General features: G+C 56.9%; 14 protein-coding genes. 9 read left to right on the top strand and 5 right to left on the bottom strand.

The annotated features are described in order from the left end of the window. Positions 1-87 precede the first annotated feature (87 nt). From xrtU (EC9_RS14640) to EC9_RS14620, 5 genes are all read left to right on the top strand, one after another. Positions 88-1,770 (top strand): exosortase U, encoded by a 1,683-nt coding sequence (xrtU, locus tag EC9_RS14640; RefSeq protein ID WP_145346397.1) that lies wholly within the window; start codon positions 88-90, stop codon positions 1,768-1,770. Between the two features lie 32 nt (positions 1,771-1,802). Then, a complete protein-coding gene (locus tag EC9_RS14635; RefSeq protein ID WP_218934146.1) occupies positions 1,803-3,266 on the top strand; it encodes a tetratricopeptide repeat protein in 1,464 nt (487 codons plus the stop codon). A 129-nt stretch (positions 3,267-3,395) separates the two neighbouring features. Next, on the top strand, positions 3,396-4,142 hold the full coding sequence (locus tag EC9_RS14630) for a hypothetical protein (protein ID WP_145346393.1): 747 nt from the start codon (positions 3,396-3,398) through the stop codon (positions 4,140-4,142). A gap of 51 nt (positions 4,143-4,193) precedes the next feature. Further along, positions 4,194-5,906 carry an exosortase U gene (gene xrtU / locus EC9_RS14625; RefSeq protein WP_145346390.1) on the top strand — a complete coding sequence of 571 codons (1,713 nt, stop codon included), beginning with the start codon at positions 4,194-4,196 and terminating at the stop codon, positions 5,904-5,906. Continuing rightward, on the top strand, positions 5,903-7,312 hold the full coding sequence (locus tag EC9_RS14620) for a tetratricopeptide repeat protein (RefSeq protein WP_145346388.1): 1,410 nt from the start codon (positions 5,903-5,905) through the stop codon (positions 7,310-7,312). The genes xrtU (EC9_RS14625) and EC9_RS14620 overlap by 4 nt, the downstream gene beginning before the upstream one ends. Before the next feature lie 11 nt (positions 7,313-7,323). On the opposite strand, the gene EC9_RS14615 is transcribed toward EC9_RS14620, so the two are convergent. Continuing rightward, positions 7,324-9,072, bottom strand: a complete 1,749-nt coding sequence (locus tag EC9_RS14615; protein WP_145346386.1) for a TIGR03545 family protein — start codon at positions 9,070-9,072, stop codon at positions 7,324-7,326. Further along, entirely contained in the window at positions 9,069-9,743 is a 675-nt protein-coding gene (locus tag EC9_RS14610) for a TIGR03546 family protein (RefSeq protein ID WP_145346384.1), read from the bottom strand. Before EC9_RS14610 ends, EC9_RS14615 begins: the two co-directional genes overlap by 4 nt. Before the next feature lie 396 nt (positions 9,744-10,139). Between EC9_RS14610 and EC9_RS14605 the strand changes: the two genes are divergently transcribed. Next, complete coding sequence (locus EC9_RS14605) at positions 10,140-10,454, top strand: hypothetical protein (protein ID WP_145346382.1); 315 nt, start codon at positions 10,140-10,142, stop codon at positions 10,452-10,454. A 144-nt stretch (positions 10,455-10,598) separates the two neighbouring features. Here EC9_RS14605 and EC9_RS14600 read toward each other — a convergent pair whose 3' ends face one another. The 3 genes from EC9_RS14600 to EC9_RS14590 form a co-directional block, all read right to left on the bottom strand. Continuing rightward, positions 10,599-11,864 carry a hypothetical protein gene (locus tag EC9_RS14600; protein ID WP_145346380.1) on the bottom strand — a complete coding sequence of 422 codons (1,266 nt, stop codon included), beginning with the start codon at positions 11,862-11,864 and terminating at the stop codon, positions 10,599-10,601. Positions 11,865-11,927: 63 nt separating this feature from the next. Next, positions 11,928-14,387, bottom strand: a complete 2,460-nt coding sequence (locus tag EC9_RS14595) for a DUF1549 domain-containing protein (RefSeq protein WP_145346378.1) — start codon at positions 14,385-14,387, stop codon at positions 11,928-11,930. Positions 14,388-14,458: 71 nt separating this feature from the next. Further along, entirely contained in the window at positions 14,459-15,283 is an 825-nt protein-coding gene (locus EC9_RS14590; RefSeq protein WP_145346376.1) for an enoyl-ACP reductase FabI, read from the bottom strand. A gap of 214 nt (positions 15,284-15,497) precedes the next feature. Between EC9_RS14590 and EC9_RS14585 the strand changes: the two genes are divergently transcribed. From EC9_RS14585 to EC9_RS14575, 3 genes are all read left to right on the top strand, one after another. Next, positions 15,498-17,450: a sigma-54-dependent Fis family transcriptional regulator gene (locus EC9_RS14585; RefSeq protein ID WP_145346375.1), complete on the top strand. Its 1,953-nt coding sequence runs from the start codon at positions 15,498-15,500 to the stop codon at positions 17,448-17,450. Between the two features lie 140 nt (positions 17,451-17,590). Next, positions 17,591-18,022: a peptidylprolyl isomerase gene (locus EC9_RS14580; RefSeq protein ID WP_145346373.1), complete on the top strand. Its 432-nt coding sequence runs from the start codon at positions 17,591-17,593 to the stop codon at positions 18,020-18,022. An 11-nt stretch (positions 18,023-18,033) separates the two neighbouring features. Further along, the gene (locus EC9_RS14575; protein WP_145346370.1) at positions 18,034-21,771 is read left to right on the top strand and encodes a CRTAC1 family protein; all 3,738 of its coding nucleotides are present in this window, start codon (positions 18,034-18,036) and stop codon (positions 21,769-21,771) included. Positions 21,772-21,818 lie beyond the last annotated feature (47 nt).

Raw genomic sequence — 21,818 nt, 5'->3', positions numbered from 1 at the left:
CGCGACGGTTAGGTCGCGGAAACCGGAGTGGCCGAATGCCTCCGTCGGTTTGAACAATTACATCCTTAGGGAAGAGTTATACCACGCATGTCTGATTTGGCGGCAGAATCGTTTGACGTTGATACAAATCATGAAGGCTCTGTGGCCTGGCAGGATCTGAAGCGGCGGGCAGCGTTTTATTTTGTTGTCTTGGCCAGTTTTGCGCCGTTGCTTGTATTGCATTTCAAGCAGCTCTGGGCCTTCGAGCACTATCAGTTTTTCCCGCTATTGTTGATCGCAATCCCGGTGCTGATTTCGCATTTGTGGGTATCTGCTCCGATCCCTCGAATAATCCGTCCGATTTGGCAGAAGTCGCTGTTGCTGGCCGGGCTGTTGCTGTTGGCAATTGCCTATGTTGCATGGTCGCCAAACCTTGCTGCGTTGGCTTTGGCGGTTACCGCAGGAGCGATCTTGTTGGAACTCTATCAGCAGGGCTGGCTTTCCCGCTTTCTGCCGTTGTGGTGCCTGTTCTTTTTGTTGATCAAGTTGCCGCTGAATCTCGACATCGATCTGATCTTTTGGCTGCAGGGTTTAACGTCGACGTTGGCGAGCCGGTTGCTCGATTTCACCGGAGTCAACCATGTTTTGGCGGGGCACATCATCCAGACTGCCAATGACAAATTTCTGGTAGAGGAAGCCTGCAGTGGGATTCAATCACTTTTTACGCTGGTTGCCGCCGCGGCCATTTTTTTGACGGTCTATCGCCGGCCATGGTATCACTGCGTTGCTCTGGTGGGCTGTGCCGCCTTCTGGGCCTGTACGATCAATATTGGCCGCGTCGCCGGTGTCGTGATCGCGATGCAGCACTTTGGGATCGATATTTCGACAGGAACGGCTCACCAAGTCTTTGGACTGGTCTTGTTCGCGTTGGCGTTTGCGTTGCTATTCAGTAGCGATCGCTTGCTGCTGTTCTTCCTGGAATCCGACGAAGTGGTCGATATCGATTTCGAGGACTATCCGACGACCGATCTCAGCGCGACCGCAACTGAAGAGGAATCGACGGAAGATCGGTCGCTTCGTCTTCACGTGCAAAACGGCTCGACCTGGATTTATGTCATCGGTGGTGGCTTCGTCCTGCTGCTGGTTTTGCAACTAGCGACACTCGCGTTGCAAGCGGAATCTGTTACCGTGATCGATCCTGATAATCCACAGATGATCACTGCATTGAATGAAAACTCGCTGCCCGAAACGATAGGGGAGTGGGAGCGTGTTGAGTTCGACGCCGAATCGAGAGCATTGACGAATTTTATGGGACGCAACACTGCCAGTTGGGTTTATCGGTCGCCGAGAGGAACCGCTACGGTTGCGATCGATTTCCCGTTTCTCGGTTGGCATGAGTTAACCGGTTGTTATGCCGCTCTGGGGTATGACGTTTCTGCTCGCGAAGTGCTTGCGACGGAAGATAACGATAAGATTCAGAGTGTTCAGGCAATCGTCGCAGCACCGGACGGTGAAGTTGGTCATCTTTGGTTCAGCGAGTTCCTCCAGTCTGGGCAGCCGCTCGTTCCGGCAGGCAATAGCTCGGGGACGCTACAGTACTGGCTCTCGCGATTTCAGTCGGCGTTTCTCAAGCAAACGGCTTCGTTGCGTCGTGACCCGTCCAGTTACCAAGTTCAATTGTTGTACCAATCTAAAGATCCACTTGACGAGCAGCAAGCAACCGCGATGAGGGACTTCCACCATCAGACTGCGATAACGCTTGTCGAGCTGATTCGCGAGGTGACCCAATGAGGCCGAGAAAAACACGTCGTAAAGGTTGGCTCTTGATCCTATTTGCTCGGCCAATCCATTGGCTGGAGACGCGTAAGACAAGCCATTTATGGCCCGCACTCCCCGCGGCAATCGTGATCGCCGCTGTTTTGCTGCCCGCTATGCTTAGCCCCTTGCTGCAAGGTCGGACTGCACAACGCTATAAAAAGGCTGTCAATGAAGCCGTCATCGATCATGACTATCAAACCGCGGCGTTGTTTTTGCAGAAGATTGATGGCAATTCCCCCGTCGATTCCAGTGTGCAATTTAACCGTGCTGTGGTCGACGAAGCATTGGGACGCAGCGACGCCGCATTAAAGTCCATGGACCTCTTAGCACCGGAGGACGAATTCGGCTATGGCCGAGCGCACCTGTGGAAGGCGCATCGTTTGGTCGCCAGTATTAAGGAATGGACGCCAGCCAACCTCTCACCGCTGATACACCACCTCGACGGAGCGGTGGCTGAGGAGCCTAATCTTGCCGACGCACACTTGCTTTATGGATTTGCCTACCACAAAGCGGGTATGAAGAGCGAGGCGATTGAGCATCTGGAAAAGATTGTTGATCAACGTCCCGAAATGCACCTTACTCTCGCTGATCTTTACGATCAGGTCTCGGAAAAGTCTCAAGCAAAGAAGCATTATAAGCTGGCGAAAGCTTATCTCGAGGAGCTCCTTGCAGAGGAGCCCAGCGATGCCACAGCTCGAACTCAGTTGGCGTTGATCCATTTTAGAAATAGCGAGTTCCCCGAGGCTGAAAAGCTGCTTGTCGAAGGAATGCAACTAGCCACCGAAGCCGGCTTACAACCGCAGTCGAAGACGTTGGCTTCGACACTGGCAAATCTATATGTCCAGCGCGTCGATTCTCTTGCGCTGGAGAGTGATTCACTGGAATCACAAGTGCAGATCATTCGGCTGCTTGGGCAAGTTTTGACGCTCGAACCAGGCAATCAAGCGGCGATTGCGCGACTTGCTGAGTTCTCGCGGTTCGAAGGGGATGCAGGAGAGCAAGCGCAACAACTGGTAAACAAGATGCTTGCGTCGGGGCATGCCACGGCGACCGCCCATTTCATTTTGGGCACTCACGCAACCCAAGGTGGAGATTCGGCCAAGGCGATGCAGCACTTCAGGCAAGCCTATCGCAAAAATCCACAGATGCCTGCGCTGTTAAACAACATTGCTTGGTTCATGTCCCATAAGGAACCGCCAGAATACGAAAAAGCACTTGGTTTCAGCAGTCGCGCTGTCGAACTTGTTGAAGCGAACAATCCAATGTACCCATACGTTATCGAAACTCGGGGGCAAATCCATGCGGCACTGCAGCAGTGGGAGCAGGCTCTCACAGACTTGGAGCAGGCGCTTCCCGTTCTGAAGGGGGCGGTTGAATTGCATCAAACCCTTGCAAAAGTCTATGAGGCTTTGGGGAACAAGGACTTGTCGGAAGAGCACGCACGGATTGTCAAATCGTTGACAAACTAGAAGCTAGGGGCCGTGGTTTAGGCAGTTTGCGAAGAGAAGGGGGAAAATAACCGAGATGCCAGTTGCAACGGAAATGCCTTGTGTTACGATTTACGAAAACTGAATACTCCCCACGAGAGGTACAACTCGATGAGACTTTCGATAATCATCGCAGCGCTGGTTTGCGTCTTGTCGCAACAGCAGGCGGAAGCCGTTTTAACCCTGCAATTTCAAGGTAATGGCCTCAACACGACCATTGTTGATGGAAGTGCCGACGACACTAACGTAAATGTTGGTGCAATCACAGTCGATCTCACTTCATTGGCTGGATGGCAAAGTGGCGCAAGCTTTGTTGTCAACGCAAACACCCTTGGTGCCGATGCCGGATCGGGACAATTGAATGTTCAGGCAGATTACGACTTCACCGGCGGCAACGTTCCAGCAACACCGATTCGAGTTTCGACATCCGAACTGTTCACCGTTGCGGGAGCCCCGATCGATTTCTTTCGGCATTCTATCTCCACAACGGGAGACGGGACTTTAACCGATAGTTCCGGCTATTTCTCGACGTCGTTCCCCGATCCAGGTCCACTGAATCCTTTCGATTTCAGTAGTGGCAGCACGTACAACCATTCTCTTGTGCTTGCTCCGCCATCGGTGTTGTCGCCATTTGCTGCTACACAAGAGACGGTTGGAGGACTTGGAGATTTTGGTACTCGGCTTCGCGTCGCCAACACCTTTACGGTTAGCTTGACGGCAGGTCAGATTGGTAGCGTGCAATCCAGCACAATCGTTAATCCCGAACCTGTCAGCTTGCTACTTTCCAGTTTTGGTGCATCCGCTTTTGGACTTGGATACCTTCGCCGACGAAAATCGAAAGCTGCACCAAAGGCTTAGCGTAGCCTGGTAAGTGACAGTCGATTTCAAAAGCATTTCCGAGTCATCTACGTGACAACAGAAACTCCACACGCACTCCCTTCTCGGGGAGTGCGTTCGTTTTATAGCTTCCTTCCCAATTGGCTCTCGATCGACCGTTTTGGTCTGGGGCTGCTGTTAGTTTTGGCTGCGGCTTATATTCCACTATCGCTTCGATTGGCGAGGTGGCTTTGGTATCGCGACCACTACAGCTTCTTTCCGCTGGGGATCGCGGCGGGCCTTGCTTTGATCGTTGCGGCATTTTCCGATCCAAGCTATAAGCCAACTTCTAAGTGGCTGCGTCGCTCTTTGATCGCGATTGCGTTCCTGAGCCTATTGGTTGCCACCCTGCTGGTTTCTCCCTGGCTTGCCGGGGTGTCGAGTATGTTTTTGCTGGCGGCACTGATCTATTCTCTTGGTGGGGGGCAGGTCGCGAAGAAGGCTTTGCCGGCCTGGTTATTGTTGTGGTTGGTGATCCCCATTCCGCTCAGCTACGACCGCGAGCTGATCGTTTTTCTGCAGGGAATTGCCACCCATCTGTCCAGTGGTATCTTGGATTTGTTCGGCTATCGACACATGGTGGATGGTGTTGTGCTCCGCTTGCCCTCCCAGTCGTATCAGGTCGAAGAGGCTTGCAGTGGGGTCCAATCGCTGTTTTCAGCATTGTTCTGTACAGGTCTGTATCTGATCTTGAACAAGGCTGGCGTCGTGAGGTCCCTGTTGGTTCTGGTCGCTGCTTTCTTCTGGGTCTTGGTCGCCAATATCTCGCGAATTGTTGCCGTTGTCGTCTTGAAGGAGGAGTTTGCACTGCCGGTGGATGTGGGCGTCTATCATCAGATGTTGGGAGTGATTTTCTTTGCATTGACTCTATTGGCAATTTTCAGCACCGAGCGTTTTTTATGCTTCCTGTGGCCGGCGTCGATTCCTCCTTACTGGCATAAGGAACATGAGGCAAAGGCTGGCGATACCAAGCCGAAGCGGAAGCGAAAACGACGTCCGATCTCCAGTTTCTTGGGAGCGCGCGAGCGGCGCGTCGTGCTTGGGTTGTTTGGAACGCTTGCACTCGTACAGTACACGTCGATTGCGTTAGGTGGATCGATGGCATCTGCGTCCCGTGCGGATATCGAACTCCTCGCGCAGCCCTGCGGAGATCTTGTTCCCCCGACGCTTGGCGGTTGGCGTAATGTCGAGTACCAGCATGTCGTGAGAGAAAGTGGAAATGTGAATGGCGAAGTCTCGCAGCTTTGGATTATGTCCAAGGGAGCGCTTCGAGCGCAGGCGTCCATCGATGGCCCTTATACCAATGGTTGGCATTACCTGACCGATTGCTATCGAGGCCAAGGGTGGGAAGACACCAACATCAAATTTTCAACGTATCGCGATGCGGGCTTCGACCGCGGTGGTGATTTCATGGCATTTGATGTCGCAAAGGAACCAGAGCAGTACGGGCTTGTCACAACCGGTCTGTTCGACAACGAATTCCGCGGGTTTCTTGCCCCTGAAGTGAAAAAAATGCAACGGCATGCGGGGCGATTGAATGACCTGCTTCGGCTCGTTAAATCTCTCTTTGGCGGCGGCGATGCAACCGTTGCAAAAAGCGATAGCCTTAGCTTTCAGATCCAAGTCTTCTGTCAGTCACCTGAGCCGCTGACCGATGTCGAACGCGGTGATCTGGCGGATTTGTTCCACCGGTTCCGGCAGCATGTGGCTCCTCTAGGTGATAGTGTAGGAACAGACTCGCAATGATGTACGACGGTGATTTTGAACGCGGTGAACGCTATTTTTCCGATCTTCTGATGGGGCTTCCGGCCGTGTTGGGATGTTTGGTGCTCACCCCCTTTTTATTGTACGTATGGTCGCGTGAAGCGAAGCTGGAGGATATCTATCGTCACGCCGCAACGCGCGCCTACGATGCACAGCAGCACGACTTGGCGGTCGTCTGTTTTGACCGATTGATTCGCATCAACCCTCGCCTTGAAGACCGCTTCCATCTCGGGCTGTCTCTCGTCGCAGCGGGCGATCAGGAGCGTGGTTTGCGGATCATGTCGGGGATTGCATCGCCGGAGAAACAAGGATTTGGCCCCGCGCATGTTTGGCAAGCCAAACAATTGATGGTCAATCCTGAGGCCGACCTCGAAACGATCACAACGGCAATCTCTCATCTTTCCAATGCGAAAAAGACCCTCTACAAGGACAGCGAGGTTAACTATCTGCTGGCAACTTGCTTTTGGGGAACCGGTTCGACCGAACGAGCATTGGAATCGTTAAGAGACGCTTCACTTCAAAACCCAGCGTACTACTATGATCTATTCAAAGCTTGCCAGAAGCACAAATTGCTGCCTGAAACGAACAAGGCAGCCGAACTGGCGAGCGATTTCCTGAAGCAGCAGGTTGCCAGTCATCCGTTGGATCGCGATGCACGCTATCGATACGTTGAGGTGCAAATTTGGCTCAATGTCTTCGACAATGCCGAACAAATACTTCTGCAAGGAGCCGATGTTGATCCGGATGGGGATTGGAACAAGACGCTTGCCAAAGCCTATCTTGCTCGATTTCGCCAACGAAAAAGCGAGCGAGTTAGTTTGGATGAACTGCTGTCCTATCTTCAGAAAGCACTTGCCGCAGATCCTGAGAGTACGGATGTGATCAAGGAGTTGGCGGATGTTGGTATCGTCGACCCCAGCGGAAGGATCGAAAAGATGCTGGAGCAATCGCTCACTAGTGGCCGCCACAATGCGATTGTCCATTTTGTACTGGGCTCGCGTCGGTGGCAGCTAAACTTAGTCGACGATGCCGTTTTCCATATGAAACGCGCCTACAAGCTTGATAAGAGCTTAAGCATCGCAGCCAACAACCTCGCCTATTACGAGTTACTCAAAGAAGATGGCGACCTTCAAAGAGGGTTGGAATTGATCGATGAATTGCTCCAGGAATTCCCCGATTCGCACGCCTTTCGTGAAACGCGCGGGCAGCTGCTGGCAGGGTTGGAACGTTGGGAGGAGGCGTTGGATGAATTGGAATACGCACTGCCAAAGTTCCCCCAGGAAAAACGGCTGCATGCCTCATTGGCGTTATGCTACGATGCCATTGGACAATCTAAATTGGCATCGCAGCACCGTGAAATCGCTGCTGCAGTGCAGCAGTCCAACTAATCACGTGGACGCTAGAACTTCGGCATTGGGACTTCTAGGCCGCGTTGCAGTCGGCCGAGGTAGAGGTCGGGTGCGCCGAGTTGTTTGACTAGCTTTTGGCTGATCTCTTCGACGCTTCCGTCGACTTCGGTCAGGGTCTTGCGAACCTGCGTCTGTTGCTGCGTCAGCCAGACCTGCAGTTCCCCAACTTGGTCGCGGTAGGCGTTGTCGGCCAATCCCATCAACTGGGTTTTCGTGGCGGCGGTCTGTGCTGCCAGACCGTTCTTTACCGCGTTGGAGAAGAGCCCCGAAAGGTTGCTGGCGACGTTGATCTTCATCGTGTCCCAACGACCACCAAAGCGGGCCTCTACGTTCACTTCCCGAACGTCTTGAAGCGAGTCGGACAGCGACGATACCAACGCTGCGTTGTATTTGTTCGACGGAATCTCCGCGGAAACGTGGGTGTTCCGCATCTGCGAGATTAGCTTGCCTTCGACATGATCTCCGTCGACCAGCATCTGAACCCACAGCTCCACGCCACCTGGCTGCAAACGAATCGAGGTTTCCTTCGAATCGCCAACCGCCAACGTGTTGATCGGCAATTGGGGCCAGTGCAACGTCACGTCATCCCACGAGCGTTGCTCTTCGGTGTGACGTTGGAAGTCGACACGAACGATCTGAGGTCCGTCCAGCTTCAATCGCCCAACCAGCGGTCCGTTGGCCAGCAGCGGCTGAGTTGTGATGTTTTCCATCACGCCTTGTAGATCGTATTTCACGCCGTCGACTTGGATCTCGCCAGATACTTCCGCCAGTTGGACCAGCCAAGATGGCGGCAGTTTACCGAGCACAAAGTTGAAGTCCTTGCCGCGGGTTCGCTCTGACTCGGGGCTGACGACTGTCCAGTCGGCGACCGAACGGCTGCCGTCGAGGAACGAGCGAACGCGATCCAGTTGTGTTGTAACAACCTGGCGAAACATCTCGGGGCTGAAATCAGCTTCTTGCCCATCGGCCAGCGGGATGTATTCGGCGACGCGGTCGACGTCGGCTTGACGCGCCTGTTCCATCCGCGCCAAATCGGCTTGCACGGCCAGCGGCAAGTCGTCGATCGCCTTGCGGACGACCAGCAGGTCCTGTCGGATGGCTTCAGCTTGTTGGAGTGCACGTTGCAGTTGTGGCAGGTCGCGCAATGGGTTGTCGATCCCTTGGATCCCGTCGCGCACTTCGCGGATCGCCCCTTCGAGCTGTTTCGCTCGCGCGGTCAGCGATTCGTATTCATTCTTCCAGCGAATGCGAATGTCTTCGGAAGTCTTCACGGTTTCCAGATCGCGAGCGAATGCGGTGGCGTGGTCCTTCGCGTAGTCTTGCAGCAGGCCTGCCAGCTTGCCGGAAAAGCTCTCGCCATTGGTTGCGGGAGTTTCACGAGTCGCCAGTCGCCCATCGGTGGTCCGCGCTTCGTTCACCTTCAACCCGGTGATTCTCGCCTTTTCGACAACCCATTGGCGTCGGACGAGCGCCGAAGGCTGCAACCGGAACTCGATCAGTTCGGCTTGAACCGCGTCTTCCATCTCTTTGGACGGATCGGCGATATGGACCTCTTCGAAATAGATCCGTGGTGGCCACAGATCGATATGCGTTTGTGCGATGTCGACGCGTCCGCCCGTCGCTTTCTGCAACGTTTGCTGCGCCGCGTAACGGACGGCTGGGCCGAGCGCTAGACGGATCAAGACGATCACGAGGACAACAATGAGAACTCGGGTTAATACAAATCGCCAGCGAATCATGCTGCCTTCTCCTGCTTCTTGACCTGGGGAGTTCCGCCACACGTTGCCTTGGGACCGCTGGAAGCGATCGGTTTGGCAGCTGTTTGGTGTTCACGATGAACTCGAATCACATCGACCTGCGGTTGCGGCGAACGCTGCGGCGCGGATGTCGCCGCGACCGGTTCGGGGGCCACGTTGGTTTCGACATCCGATACGGAAGTCGTCTGTCGCACGTCGGCATCTTCCGCTGTGCCTGGTTTTTCCTTGGCGATCGCGCGGAACAACGGCAGCGTCAAGCTGTAGGTTGGGAACAACGTCATCAATCCAAACAACAGGCTGCCCATCACGACGGTGTTGTTTAAATCAGTCCATGGGATCAGCGGTTGCTGCCAGCTCCAGGCGTAGAAGCCTTGCAACGCAGGCTGTTCCAAGACCCATTGCCCCAATTGGTGCGTGAACGGATCGAACAGGACAGCAGCAAAGCTGACGGCCACGGCGGTGACCGCTGCCATGGCGTGGTTGACCCGCAGGATCAGCACGACAAAGACGAGCATCAGCGCGGCAAGATTACCCTTAGGGACAACACCTAACAGCACGCCCAAGGCCATCGCCCAAGCGAGTTCCTCCGGTTTGTCACGTCCCGCAAGTGCTTTGCGAACACCTTGGATCTGACGATACAGCCAAATAATCACAGCGAAGGGCTCCCGCCAAAAGTAAAAAAGTCAGCCTGCAACAACGCGAACCTTACGCAATGACTATCGACCGCTGGTATCCCTACATGCAGCAAAACCGTTAAAGTTTTACTTTGGGAAAGGCGATCTGATAGCAAAAGCCCCGTTTCCGACCCGACTGGTGGCGGCGAGAAGCTCAGTCTATTTTTTCTACTTTGCGCAACCCTCACATCCCGAAGGATCGGGGCGAGGAAATCGTTCTCGCCCGATTCCGGGATTTGAGAAGCGAAGTTCGCCCGCATCGTGGGACGATAGACACTTTGCCCGACGGGTTGAGCGGAATGAATCCGCTGCGACGAGACCGGGGCAAATGAAACATCCTACCTATGCCGGCATCAATGGAGTGACAACGCGACGATGATTGCGAATCCCATAGCTCAGATCGACATTTCCCGTCTCCGAACGCTCGTCCAGAATACGCTCAGCGAACTCGGCCAACTGGAACCTGGGGCGTTCCCGATCACCCAGCGTGTGATTGCAAAAGGTGGCACGCCGTGTGGCCTCTACTTTTGCTTGCATGGTCCTCGTAGCGTCAAATTGACCGCCGTCTGCGACATGAAAACCAGGGCGATCTACTTCTACGGTACCGATGGGCAACGGACCAGCCAGCTGCCGATCAGCAGTCTCAACGATGCGGGACGCACACCCGTCACCGTGCAACGCAACTGCTAATGATCATGTGATCCCAAAACCGGGGATGCTTCGAATCCACAGTTCGCTAGCGGACTGTGTGGGCCTCTCGCCGATTGCTACGGCGATGGAGGCCAGTGGGACGGCGGAGTGTCTCAGCCCGATCTAAGGCTCTCTTGCCTGAATCTACCGACGGGGCAACGCATTGAAGGTGTACCGGTTCAAGTGCAGCTTCAGTTGGTCCTGGTTGCCGATCTCTTGGATGGTTCTTTGCCCGTCGCGGCGGTTGGATGCCGATTGAAGCTCCAGTCGAAAGCCGCTTGCCAACTGGCTCTGCTGCAGCACCGCCAAGGCGACGCCGGCCTGGAATCTCGACTGCGGATAGATCGGGACCGACAGGCAATCGATCGACCAGCGATCCAGATTCACCTGACGCGTCGAGGAACCGGCGGCGATCGGCACGGCATGCCGCTGCAACGAAGCGGGCAAGCGTTCGATCGACCGCTCGTCGATCAGCAACCGCACGCGGCTATTGTGCGGCGCATACAAGCCCCAAGCCAACCAGTGATCGTAGAAACCAAACGGCTCCAACAGCGGCGCCGCGCTAACCGCCGCCAGCATCACAACCGCCAACGGCTGCAAGTGAGGCCGCGACAAATGGCTTTGCGATTCCGCCCGCGGCACCTCTGATTCCTTATCCGCTTGCGTCGCATCAACGCCCGCACCACCGCTAACCTTCCAAAACAGCAACCCGACCATCGTCGCCGAGACGAGGTTCCAGATCAGCACGCCCGGTTGATGGTTTAGTCCCAGCGGTCCCAATAGCACAAACAGGATCAGATGCATTGCGATCGCCGCCAAAACAGCCGCCCCGCGGGTGCGAGCGAAGACGAGCGCAACCGCGATCGCGATCTCGCCGATCGGAAAACTCAAGGTCGCTGCGACCAACAGCGTCTCTGGCCAGCCCTCGATCGATTGCCCCGTCATGCCGACCAAGCCGCCCAGGAAATCTCGCCCAATCGTATAGACAAATTGATAGTCGAGCTTGCTGATCCCGGAAAACAGGTAGATGCTCACCACCAGGATCCGAATCATTCGCAGCGCAACCGCGGCGCGGCAGCAAGCGATCGCAATCAACATCCAAAAGATCTGGTAGGCCCAGGGCTGCAAGCGATGTTGGTCGCCGACAAACAGCAGCACCAGCGAAAACGCGGCTGTCGACAGAGCAATCGTTTGCAAGCGAATCGATCGCACGGCTGCCGCCGCTGCTGCGGCGATTAACATCACCGCCGCAGCGATCGGATCGATCGTGGGTGGCAGATCGACAGCAAGCCGCAACAAGGGGATCTGTGGAAACGGTTCGGGAGAAAACCACAGCCGCCACGTCGCGGCAACCAACAGCACCAGGCTGACACAAACGGCGCGACGGACCCAATCGATTCGATGACTCACAAAAACCTAACGTCTTAAAACTTGGCCCACTAGAAAATTGGCTCGAACCAAACAGCGATTCGCTTACCGTACCAACAGGAATTCGGGCAACATGCAGATCGCCCACAAAGCGTCTTGAAGGCTCGCTTCGTTTGGTTGTTGGCCGATCGCTTCAGCGAACAACCTCGCCTCGACCTCGGTCGGCTGACGCGACAGCGCGGCCAGGAACAGCGACCGGACCAACGCGTCGGTCGGCTGTGGCGGCTGCTGCAATATGCGACGCGCTCCGGCGGCAAAGCTGTTCGCCAACGCGGCGTCGTTGGCCAGATCGATCGCTTCGAGCGTCGTTAATCGATCCGGACGCATCGATACGATCTGTTCTCGCATCGGCCGTCCTAGCGATTTCATCAGCGCTGTGTTTTTCATCAGCGAAGCCCGAACCGGCGGCAGATTGCCATCTCCCAAAGCGACGCGGGCCAACAGCGTGCGGCCCTCCGCCTGGATCAGGCTTTTCCAAGCGGCCACGGCGGGAACGACCTCCGCCGGCTGCCATTCGGTTGGCAGATCGGTAAGTTGCCCCTTGGTTTCTTTGGGCAACGTGTTGCTGAATTGCCAAGAGTCGTCCGATTTCAGCCGCTTCACCGCGCCATCGTCGAGCGTTATTTGGGCCTGGAAATAGAGCCCGGCCGGGTTAGGAGACGAACCTGCATTTTTTGCGATCACCAACAGCGTGTTCTCACCCTTGGTCAGATGCTTCACCAACGGAACCGTCTGCGGACGCGTCCAGTTGTCTCCGGCGGCGACGCGGCGTCCGTTGATGAACAGCCGGAATGCGTTGTCGCAGGTGATCATCGCGCCGCCAGAGGCGACATCGTCGGCCAGAGTGATCGTTTTTCGCAGCGCCACCTCGGCCCCTGCCGCGGGAGGCTGGACCTCCGACGCGCCCCAGATCCAATCCCCGTCCATGGCGATCGATTCCAACGCTTCGTCGCTGAGATTGCTCCGCACCACTGGCGCGTCGAACTTTTCCGGTCCGCTGCCGGTCAGTTGCCAGATTGCATCGAGGAACTGCTCCGCCGTCATCCGCCGGGCTCGCGGGCCACGATAGACGTAGGTCTCCGACGATTCGGGCTGGGCAACCGTTTCGGTTTGCGATTGATAGGCCTCGCTGGTGGCGATCCGCTTCAGCGTCTGTTTCAGATCAAAACCGTTGGCGATGAAATCACTGGCCAGATAGTCTAACAAGTCGATGTTCCAGGGCTCGTTCTGCATCGCGTCCAACGGATGCACGATTCCTCGCCCCATCATTCGGTACCACAAGCGGTTGACGATCGTGCGGGCGAAGCGGCCGTTTTCGCGATCGGTCATCAGGTCGGCAAGTTGCTTCAGTCGATCGTCTCGCGGCGCGGCGGGATCGATCGGGCCGAGCTCTGGAAACATCCAGGCGGCTTCGGCCATCTGCCCCGTCGGCTTGTCGCAGCGATGCAGTTCCAGCGGCCGCGAAGCGTAGATCGCCGCCAGCCCGTACGCATCGCGCAACGTCCATCGATCGATGAAGCTGTCGTGGCACGAAGCGCACTTCATGTTGATCCCAAGAAACGATTGCGACAGGCTCTGGGCGAATTGGATTTCCAGCGTCTGCCCGGCGCTCACTTCGCCTCGCCACTTGATGCCGTCGATGAACCCGCGGCTCTCCGCCGTCGGCGGCGCTATCAATTCTCGCGCCATCTGGTCGAACGGTTTGTTCGCTAGCAGCGAATCGTACAGCCAACCGCTCACCTGTTTGCGACCGCCGGTGATGAAGCCCGTGCCGCTGTAGTCGTTGCGCAGCAGGTCGTTAAAAAAGGTAAGCCAATGTTCGGCGTAAGCGAACCGATCGGCCAGCAGTTCATCGATCAAACGCTCTCGTTTGTCGGGATCTTGGTCGGCTAGGAATTCCTGCAACCGCTGCGGCGTCGGCAGCAGACCTGTCAGATCCAGATGCACTCGGCGAGCGAAAGTTGCATCGTCGATCGCCATCGGACGCGGCAAATCGTTATCGACAAGATAAGCGTCCAGGATCCGATCGATCGGGTGATTTCGGCCATCGATAGCCGCGGGGAGCGGCGGCGTGCGAGGTTTCAACGGCGGCTGGTAGCTGTTGATCGCAAACGTCAGCTCCGCATCCCACGGTAATCCTTGGGCGATCCAACGCCGCAGAATCTCCACTTCGGCGGCCGACAACCGAGCCCGATCCGACGGCGGCATCTGCGCGTCGGGATCGTCGGAGGTTATCAATTCGAGAAGGTGTGAAGCGTCGGGAGCATCGAGATCGATGATCTGCGATTCGATCAGGTCGCCGCGGGTGTTGATCGAAAAATCGCCTTCCCGTTCCCGACCGCCGTGACAGGTGACACAATGCCGCTTCAAAATTGGAGCGACATCGTGGGGAAAGTCGATCTTTGCATCGTCAGCTTGACCGCCGCTGGCCAGTGCCAGGGCCAGCAGCACGCAGAGGGAAAACCGTTGGGGAATAAAACGGCGACAAAACGTCAAGCGATTCATTTCCAAGGCAGTCCCGTATGCGGCGTTTCATCGGCAAACAACAATTCGGCTTCAATTGTAGCCGAGCGAGCTTAGCTCTGCTGTTGCTTGATCTTGTCCAGCAAGCGGCCGGGGCTGCCCATCGCGTGGTATCCACCATCGATGTGCAAGATCTCGCCGGTGATGCCTTGGCTGGCGGGGCTCAGCAAAAACGCTCCCGTCTTGCCGACTTCGCCGTGCGTGATGTTGCGTCCCAATGGCGCCATGTGTTCGTACAACGCCAGCATATCGTCGACGCCAGCCGCTTTGCCAGCCAAAGTTCGGACCGGGCCAGCGCTCAGCGCGTTGATGCGGACGCCTTGTTGTCCCAGATCGTAAGCCAGGTATCGCATGCTCGCTTCGAGAGCGGCTTTGCAGATTCCCATCACGTTGTAACCGGGGACGCACTTTTCGCCGCCGAAGTAGGTCATCGTGGCGACCGATGCACCGTCGGCGAGGATCGATCGAGCTGCGTTGCAGACAGCGATCAAGCTGTAGACGCTGATGTCCATCGCCAGCTTGAACCCATCGCGGCTGGTTTCGATCGTTTCGCGGCCTAGATCGGCGCGATCGGCAAACGCGATCGAGTGCAGCAGGAAATCGATAGTTCCGAATTCCTCTTTCGCCTTGGCCATGATGCCAGCGATCTGTTCGTCGTTGGAAACGTCCAACGGTTCCAGGAACTTGGCGTTAGGATATTTGTCGGTCAGCTTGCTGACGCGGGTGCGGTTCTTGCGTCGCTCGTCATCGGGACGATCGGGCAGGTGGGTAAAGCCGACTTCGGCGCCCCCCTCGAGCAATTCTTGAGCGATAGCCCAAGCGATCGAATGGTCGTTTGCAACGCCCAATACCAAGCCCTTCTTTCCAGTAAAATCCATCGCGACGTACTGTCCTTTCTTTAAGCAATGCGAAATGCAATTCCAATCCAGGGCGGGGCATTGGTCCCGACATCGCTGGATGCTACCTCGATAAAATCAATCGTTAAGATAACAATCGAGTGCCTAAAACGTCTATCAGGCCAGTCGCGTTAATGACTCTGTCGTCGCCCAAGCTGGCTGGGCGGTTCGTCTCACGCAATCAAGTCCTCGCGAAATGCCAAGTAAAACCGACTATTTTTCGTCACATTGGCCCTCCGTTGTTCGCGAGCTCAGCTGTGAATTACTCCGCCAAGTTGCCGCCGGCGAACCGCTGGGGACGACATTTTACCCAGCGATCAGCGGCGTCTTGGCCGATTTTCGGCCCGGCGCGATCGCGATCGTTCGCCAACGCGGCATGGACTGGGGGCTGGAACCCGCCTTTGCCGCCGCCTCCGATTTCCGCATCGACGCGGTCCCCGAAGTCGTGATCTCAACGGCGCTCGAAGCCCAATTCATAGGTCACGACAGCGGTTGGGTCGCCGCTGCGATCGTGTCGAAGGATCGGGCCCCCAGCGTGCTTGTCGTCCAGTTGCCCCGTTCGGCGGTCGATCAAGTCGACGCGCTGCGACCGATGATGATCGGGTTGGCGGAACTGTCGGCGATGCTGCTGCAAATCGCCAGCGACCAAGCGGCTCGCGGTGCGGAGATCCAACGCCTGACGACGATGTTGGAGATTGCCGCTACGTGGCAACAGCAACGCGATTGGACGGAACTGCTCGAATCGATGGCCGAAGCCGCGACGCAGTTGTTGGACGCTCAACGAGCCAGCATCTTCTTGTGGGACCGCCGTCGGTCGCTGTTGGTCGGCCGCCCGGCGATGGGCGTCGAAGGAGGCCAATTGGAAGTCGACGATTCGGCCGGAATCGTCGGCGCGGTGCTCGGTTCGGGCGTCGCCAAACGCTGGGATGCGTCGGACAGCGAATCGGAAGTCAATCGCAAGCCGGACGCTCAGTTGCAGTTCCAGACGACGTCGCTGGTTGCGGTACCGTTGAACAACCGCAACGGCAAACGGATGGGAGTCTTCGAAGTCATCAACAAACGCGACGGGCGTTTCACCGAACACGACGAACGCGTGCTCAACGAGTTGGCGGTGCATGCGGCCGCGGCGATCGAAAACTCTCAAGAGCGGGAGCATCTGGCTCAGAACTGCGACAAGTTGGCTCTTGCGGTCGCCGAAAACGTTCAAGTGATCGGGGAGAGTCCGTCGATCGTGACACTGCGAAAGACGAGCGATCGCGTGGCAAAAACCGATCTGTCGGTCTTGATCCTCGGGGAAAACGGAACCGGCAAAGAGGTCCTCGCGCGTTCGATTCATCTGTCGGGAGCCCGACGCCACGAGCCGTTTATCGCTGTCAACTGCGCGGCGATCGTCGAAACGCTGTTGGAAAGCGAATTGTTTGGACACGAGAAGGGAGCGTTCACCGACGCGCACGAAGCCCGCGCCGGGAAGTTTGAGATCGCCAATGGCGGCACGTTGTTCTTGGACGAAATCGGCGACATGAGCCTCGGCGGACAGGCGAAACTGCTGCGGGCGCTCGAGGAAAAGGTGATTGTTCGCGTCGGGGGCTTTACGCCGATCACGACCGATGTCCGCGTCTTGGCTGCGACCAACCAACCGCTGGCCGAACTTGTCCGTCAAAAACGGTTTCGCGAAGACCTCTTCTTCCGCTTGAACGTTGTCACCTTAAAACTGCCGCCGCTGCGCGAACGCGGCGACGACATCCTGCTGCTGGCTCAACATTTTTTGGAAGACTTTGCTCATAAACAGGGGCATCGCGTTCCGACGCTTTCCCCCGCCGCCGCCCGCGCTCTGCGATCCCATCTCTGGCCGGGCAACATCCGCGAGCTGCGGAATCTTATCGAACGCGTCAGTTATCTTTGCACATCCGACGTAATCCAGCCGTCGGACCTCAGCTTCTCGCAGAGTCCTAACGAACAATCCGACGCCCAGCGGTTGGCCAACAAGTCGCTGAACGAGGCGACTCGGCAGTTCCAGATCCAGCACATCCAATCGGCGATCCAACGCGCCGGGCGAAACATGACCGAAGCCGCTGCGATGCTGGGCCTACATCGCAGCAACCTGTACCGCAAAATGAAGCAATTGGACCTCGAAACGTTCGACGAATGAATGCGTTGGCCGAGTGGCGTTTGCTTCGGGGGACAGGTTGCCGGGCCCGCCGACACCCTTTAAGCTGACGCCTAAACCAACTTGTAATCCACACTGGCAGAAACTCCTCTGCCCGTTCAACTCCCAGCCGGAGCGTTTCGTTGAAAACTGCAACATTTGAAACAACTAAAGGTACCATTCGTATCGAACTGTTCCCCGAACAGACACCAAAGACCGTCGAGAACTTCGAGACTTTGGTGGGCAAAGGCTTTTATGATGGTCTTAGTTTCCACCGCGTGATCCCCGACTTCATGATCCAAGGTGGTTGCCCTCAAGGGACCGGAACCGGCGGACCTGGTTACAACTTCGAAGACGAATTTGTTCCCGAACTTCGTCACGATGGTCCCGGCGTTCTGTCGATGGCCAACGCTGGACCTAACACCAACGGTTCGCAGTTCTTCATCACCCACGTCGCCTGCCCTCACTTGGACGGCAAGCACAGCGTGTTCGGTAAAGTGATCGAAGGCCAAGACGTTGTCGATTCGATCGCTCAAGGCGACAAGATGGACAAAGTTACGGTTTCGGACGAATAAGAAGTCGAACCATGACGCGTCGATATCGAACCTCGGCGAAGGGGAATTCCAAAAGCGGCGCCGTCTCCAAGCCGCTGATGGCGGCGCTAGCGATCTTTATCGTCGCCGCCGTTGGGATCTGGTTCTTCACGCGACCAAAGGTCGATGTCCAGCAGACGTTGACCCAGTTGCGGACCGCTGTCGGGCAGATCGAAAACCTCGAGGTCGATCAGGCGCAAGCAACGCTGCTGGCGATCCAGCCGCTTTTCCCCGACGATCCCAGTCTGCAGCAGAACCTTGCCGTCAATGCGGTCTCCCGCTTGCGGCAACTGGCCGCGACGATCGACAACGTAAGTGTCGATCCCGAGGTTGTCGAATCGGCACGTCAGCAGTTTCCTGCCGCGGTCGCCGCGGCGCAGCAGAATATCGACAGCTTCGCCGCTCTGGCTGGCGAAAACGCCGCCGCCGCTTGGCTCAAGTCACGCCTGATGCAAGTCGAGGCCTCTCGAGTTGCTCCGTCACAGGCGACGCAACTGGCTGCGGAAAACGTTCGGTTTTTGACCGAAACACTCGCCGAGCATCCCGATTGGTTGGCGCTCGTTGGCCCGCTAACGACCGCGTTGGACGAATCGACCGACGACGAACTTTCGCAAAGCGTTCTGCCGACGCTGATCGAGGCGAGCGAAGCGAATCCCCGCAATCTGTTTGCCGTGATGCAGGCGATTAACGTCGCGGTCAAGCAACGCGATCCCGCGGCAACGCGATTGTTGCAGCGATCGAAGGAACTCGCCGAACCGCTGGTGCCGGAGACCTCCACGATCGCCGCCTCGCTGGGAATGGAGCCGTTGGCCGTTGCCGATCGTGTGATCCAGGCGATCGCCGATGACGATTGGCAGCAGGCCGGACTGTACACAAACTATTGGATCAACCTGCACAAAGGGACGGCTGCCTATCGCACCGACCTGCGACTGGCGACGCCTCACGAACTCGATTTCCTTTCGTTTGATCTGTCGCGACGATTGGGAGATCAGTGGGCTGCGTCGCATCGAGAAACAACGCCGCCGATTCCAATCAGCTTCGACATTCAAAGCGTCGCCGAAACCACAGGGTCCGCGGCGAAACAGGTCGCTTGGGTCGACTTCGATCTCGACGGAACTTCGGAATTGGCGGTCCTCGACGAAGACGGTTTGAGCATCCTGCAAAGGGAGGACGATCGTTGGCAAAGGATCGCCACCGCGACGGTTCCTGCGGACAGCCAACGTTTTGTCGTCGCCGATTTGTTTCTCGTCGATTCGAGCGATCGCAACCGGTTGCGAAAGTCGCGCGTTCAGACGACGGATATCAGCGACGCCAGGCGCGCCAATCAACACGATACGTTTCGCAGCTTTGTCGTCTCCGGGCCTGCGGGAGTGACGGTGCTGCAAGCGAACCCCGAGGCGAGCGATCCGCAGCAGCGATTGCGGACTCCGGAAAAACCGACAAATTTGGAATCGATCACCGGCGTAACCGCTTCGATCGCCTGCGATATCGATGCCGATGGCGATATCGATCTCGTTCTGGGGACCGAGACCGAGGGCGTGCAGATCTGGATCAATCGCGGGAACATGACTTTTTTTCCCGTCTCCGCGCACAGCCAATTGCCGCCGTCGGACAATCCGGCGATCGATTTTGCGTTTGTCGATTTCGACCGCGATCTCGATCTCGATCTGCTAACCGTTTTGCGCGACGGAACGGTCGGAGTGCTCGAGAATTTGCTGCATTTGCAATTCCGCTGGCAACCGAAAGATTGGCACACCGGCGACGGCGGCGTGGCGACAAAGATCGGCGTCGGCGACATCGACGGCAATGTCTCGTGGGATCCGATCATCGCACAGGGGGACGGGCTGCAGGTCGTCTTCAGCGAAACGAGCGATATCGGGGTTTGGAAAAAGGTCGGTCAGGCGAATTCGCCGTTGGCTGGGCCGCAATTTGTCACCAGCGAGTTTAACAACGACGCTTGGTTGGATCTCGTCTCGTGGAACGAAGCGGGCTTGGCGATCGATAGCCTCGGCTTCGATGGCGCCGCCAGTTCGCTGGGCGAATTTGCGATCGAAGCCGACGCGGCGATTCGCGACGTCAGCCCAGGCGACTGGGATGGCGATGGACGAATCGATCTGGCGATCGCCAGCGACGATGGTGTTTGGATCGCGAGCAACACGACGCAGGGAACGGGCAATTATCTGCGAGCCAGTTTTAAGGGGATCGATGACAACGCCAGCGGCCGCGTGAATCATTACGCGATCGGATCGGTTCTGGAGCTCCGCTACGGCCCCTACTACCGCGCTCAAGTCATCACCGATCCGATCACTCATTTCGGGATGGGGACCGAATCCGAAGCGATCACGCTGCGAGCGATCCTTCCCAACGGCGTCACTCAAAGCGTCGTCCAGCCCGCGGCGAATCAGATCCTTTACGAACAGCAAACGCTCAAGGGATCATGTCCCTATCTTTACAGCTGGGATGGAGAGAAGTTCGCCTTCGTCACCGATTGCCTTTGGGCGGCGCCGCTGGGGCTGCAGGTTGCGCCCGGAAAAGTTGTCCCCGATCGTCCTTGGGAATACTTGAAAGTCGATGGTCGCTTCGTTCAGCCGAAAGATGGATTTTATGAGCTGCGGATCACCGAGGAGCTTTGGGAACTTGCCTACTTCGATCATCTGCAGCTGACAGCGATCGATCATCCCGCCGACGTCGAGATCTTTACAAACGAGAAGGTTGGCCCGCCGAGCATCGCCGAGCACAAGATCCACGCGTTGGATAAGGCTTGCATCCAACCGGTTCGATCGGCCGTCGATTCATCCGGCGACGATGTCACGCAACAATTGCGGCACGCCGACGAGGATTACGTCCAAGGATTCCGGGAACAGTACGTCCAAGGATTGTGCGTTCCGCACTGGATCGAATTGGATCTGGCCGACATCGACCCAGCCGCCAAGCGATTGTCTTTGGTGCTGACGGGATGGATCTTCCCGACCGATACGACACTCAATATTCAGATTGCCCAGAATCCCGATTTGGCGAGCGTCATCTATCCCGTTTTGGAAGTCCCCGACGGCGAAGGTGGCTGGCAGAAAGCGATCCCTTACATCGGATTCCCGGGCGGGAAGACGAAGACGATCGTCGTCGACATCACCGGCAAATTGAATCCCGAGGATCGTCGGGTTCGGATTCGCACCTCGGCTCAAATCTATTGGGACCAAGCGGTGGTTGCCGTCGATCCGCCCGACGTTGAGACCCGGCAATACGCATTGGAACTGCAATCGGCATCGCTCGGCTTCCATGGCTATTCGGCTCAGCTGCCGCGGCAATCGACTCAACCGCATCGCTACGATTATGAAAACGCGTCGACCGCGCCGAAGTGGCCTCCGCTGAGCGGGAATCTTACGCAGTATGGCGACGTTTTGGCGAAGCTGGCCGCCTGGGATGACGACATGGTCGTGATGGCGGCAGGCGACGAGATGCAGCTCCGTTTTCCCGTCCCCGCCGAACCGATCCCGGTGGGCTGGAAGCGGGACTTTGTTCTGCACTGCGTCGGGTGGGATAAAGATGCCGACCTGCACACGCTGGCTGGTCAGACGACGGGTCCGCTGCCGTTTCGGGCGATGAGTGCCTATCCGCCGCCGATCACTCAGGCGGGCGAAGCCGAAGCGGCCCGCAAGCGGAACGCCGCGACGCAGACTCGCAGTCAGCAGTACCGCGAGTTTTGGCAGCGCTCGGCGGTCCCAGGTCTATAGAGAAGCTGACGCCGCGCCGTCGCTGCGGAAATGATTCTGCAAGCGAC

This window comes from Rosistilla ulvae, from assembly GCF_007741475.1.
Taxonomy (GTDB): Bacteria; Planctomycetota; Planctomycetia; order Pirellulales; family Pirellulaceae; genus Rosistilla; species Rosistilla ulvae.
The sequence above is the reverse complement of the archived record's forward strand: the minus strand, read 5'-3'. Positions and strand labels throughout refer to the sequence as shown.

What these genes read in the sequence shown, in the direction of transcription:
- EC9_RS14615 (WP_145346386.1), bottom strand. Translation starts at nt 9,072, where the DNA reads ATGATTCGCTGGCGATTTGTATTAACCCGAGTTCTCATTGTTGTCCTC.
- EC9_RS14575 (WP_145346370.1), top strand. Translation starts at nt 18,034, where the DNA reads ATGACGCGTCGATATCGAACCTCGGCGAAGGGGAATTCCAAAAGCGGC.
- EC9_RS14585 (WP_145346375.1), top strand. Translation starts at nt 15,498, where the DNA reads ATGCCAAGTAAAACCGACTATTTTTCGTCACATTGGCCCTCCGTTGTT.
- EC9_RS14605 (WP_145346382.1), top strand. Translation starts at nt 10,140, where the DNA reads ATGATTGCGAATCCCATAGCTCAGATCGACATTTCCCGTCTCCGAACG.
- EC9_RS14595 (WP_145346378.1), bottom strand. Translation starts at nt 14,387, where the DNA reads ATGAATCGCTTGACGTTTTGTCGCCGTTTTATTCCCCAACGGTTTTCC.
- EC9_RS14620 (WP_145346388.1), top strand. Translation starts at nt 5,903, where the DNA reads ATGATGTACGACGGTGATTTTGAACGCGGTGAACGCTATTTTTCCGAT.
- EC9_RS14590 (WP_145346376.1), bottom strand. Translation starts at nt 15,283, where the DNA reads ATGGATTTTACTGGAAAGAAGGGCTTGGTATTGGGCGTTGCAAACGAC.
- xrtU (WP_145346397.1), top strand. Translation starts at nt 88, where the DNA reads ATGTCTGATTTGGCGGCAGAATCGTTTGACGTTGATACAAATCATGAA.
- EC9_RS14630 (WP_145346393.1), top strand. Translation starts at nt 3,396, where the DNA reads ATGAGACTTTCGATAATCATCGCAGCGCTGGTTTGCGTCTTGTCGCAA.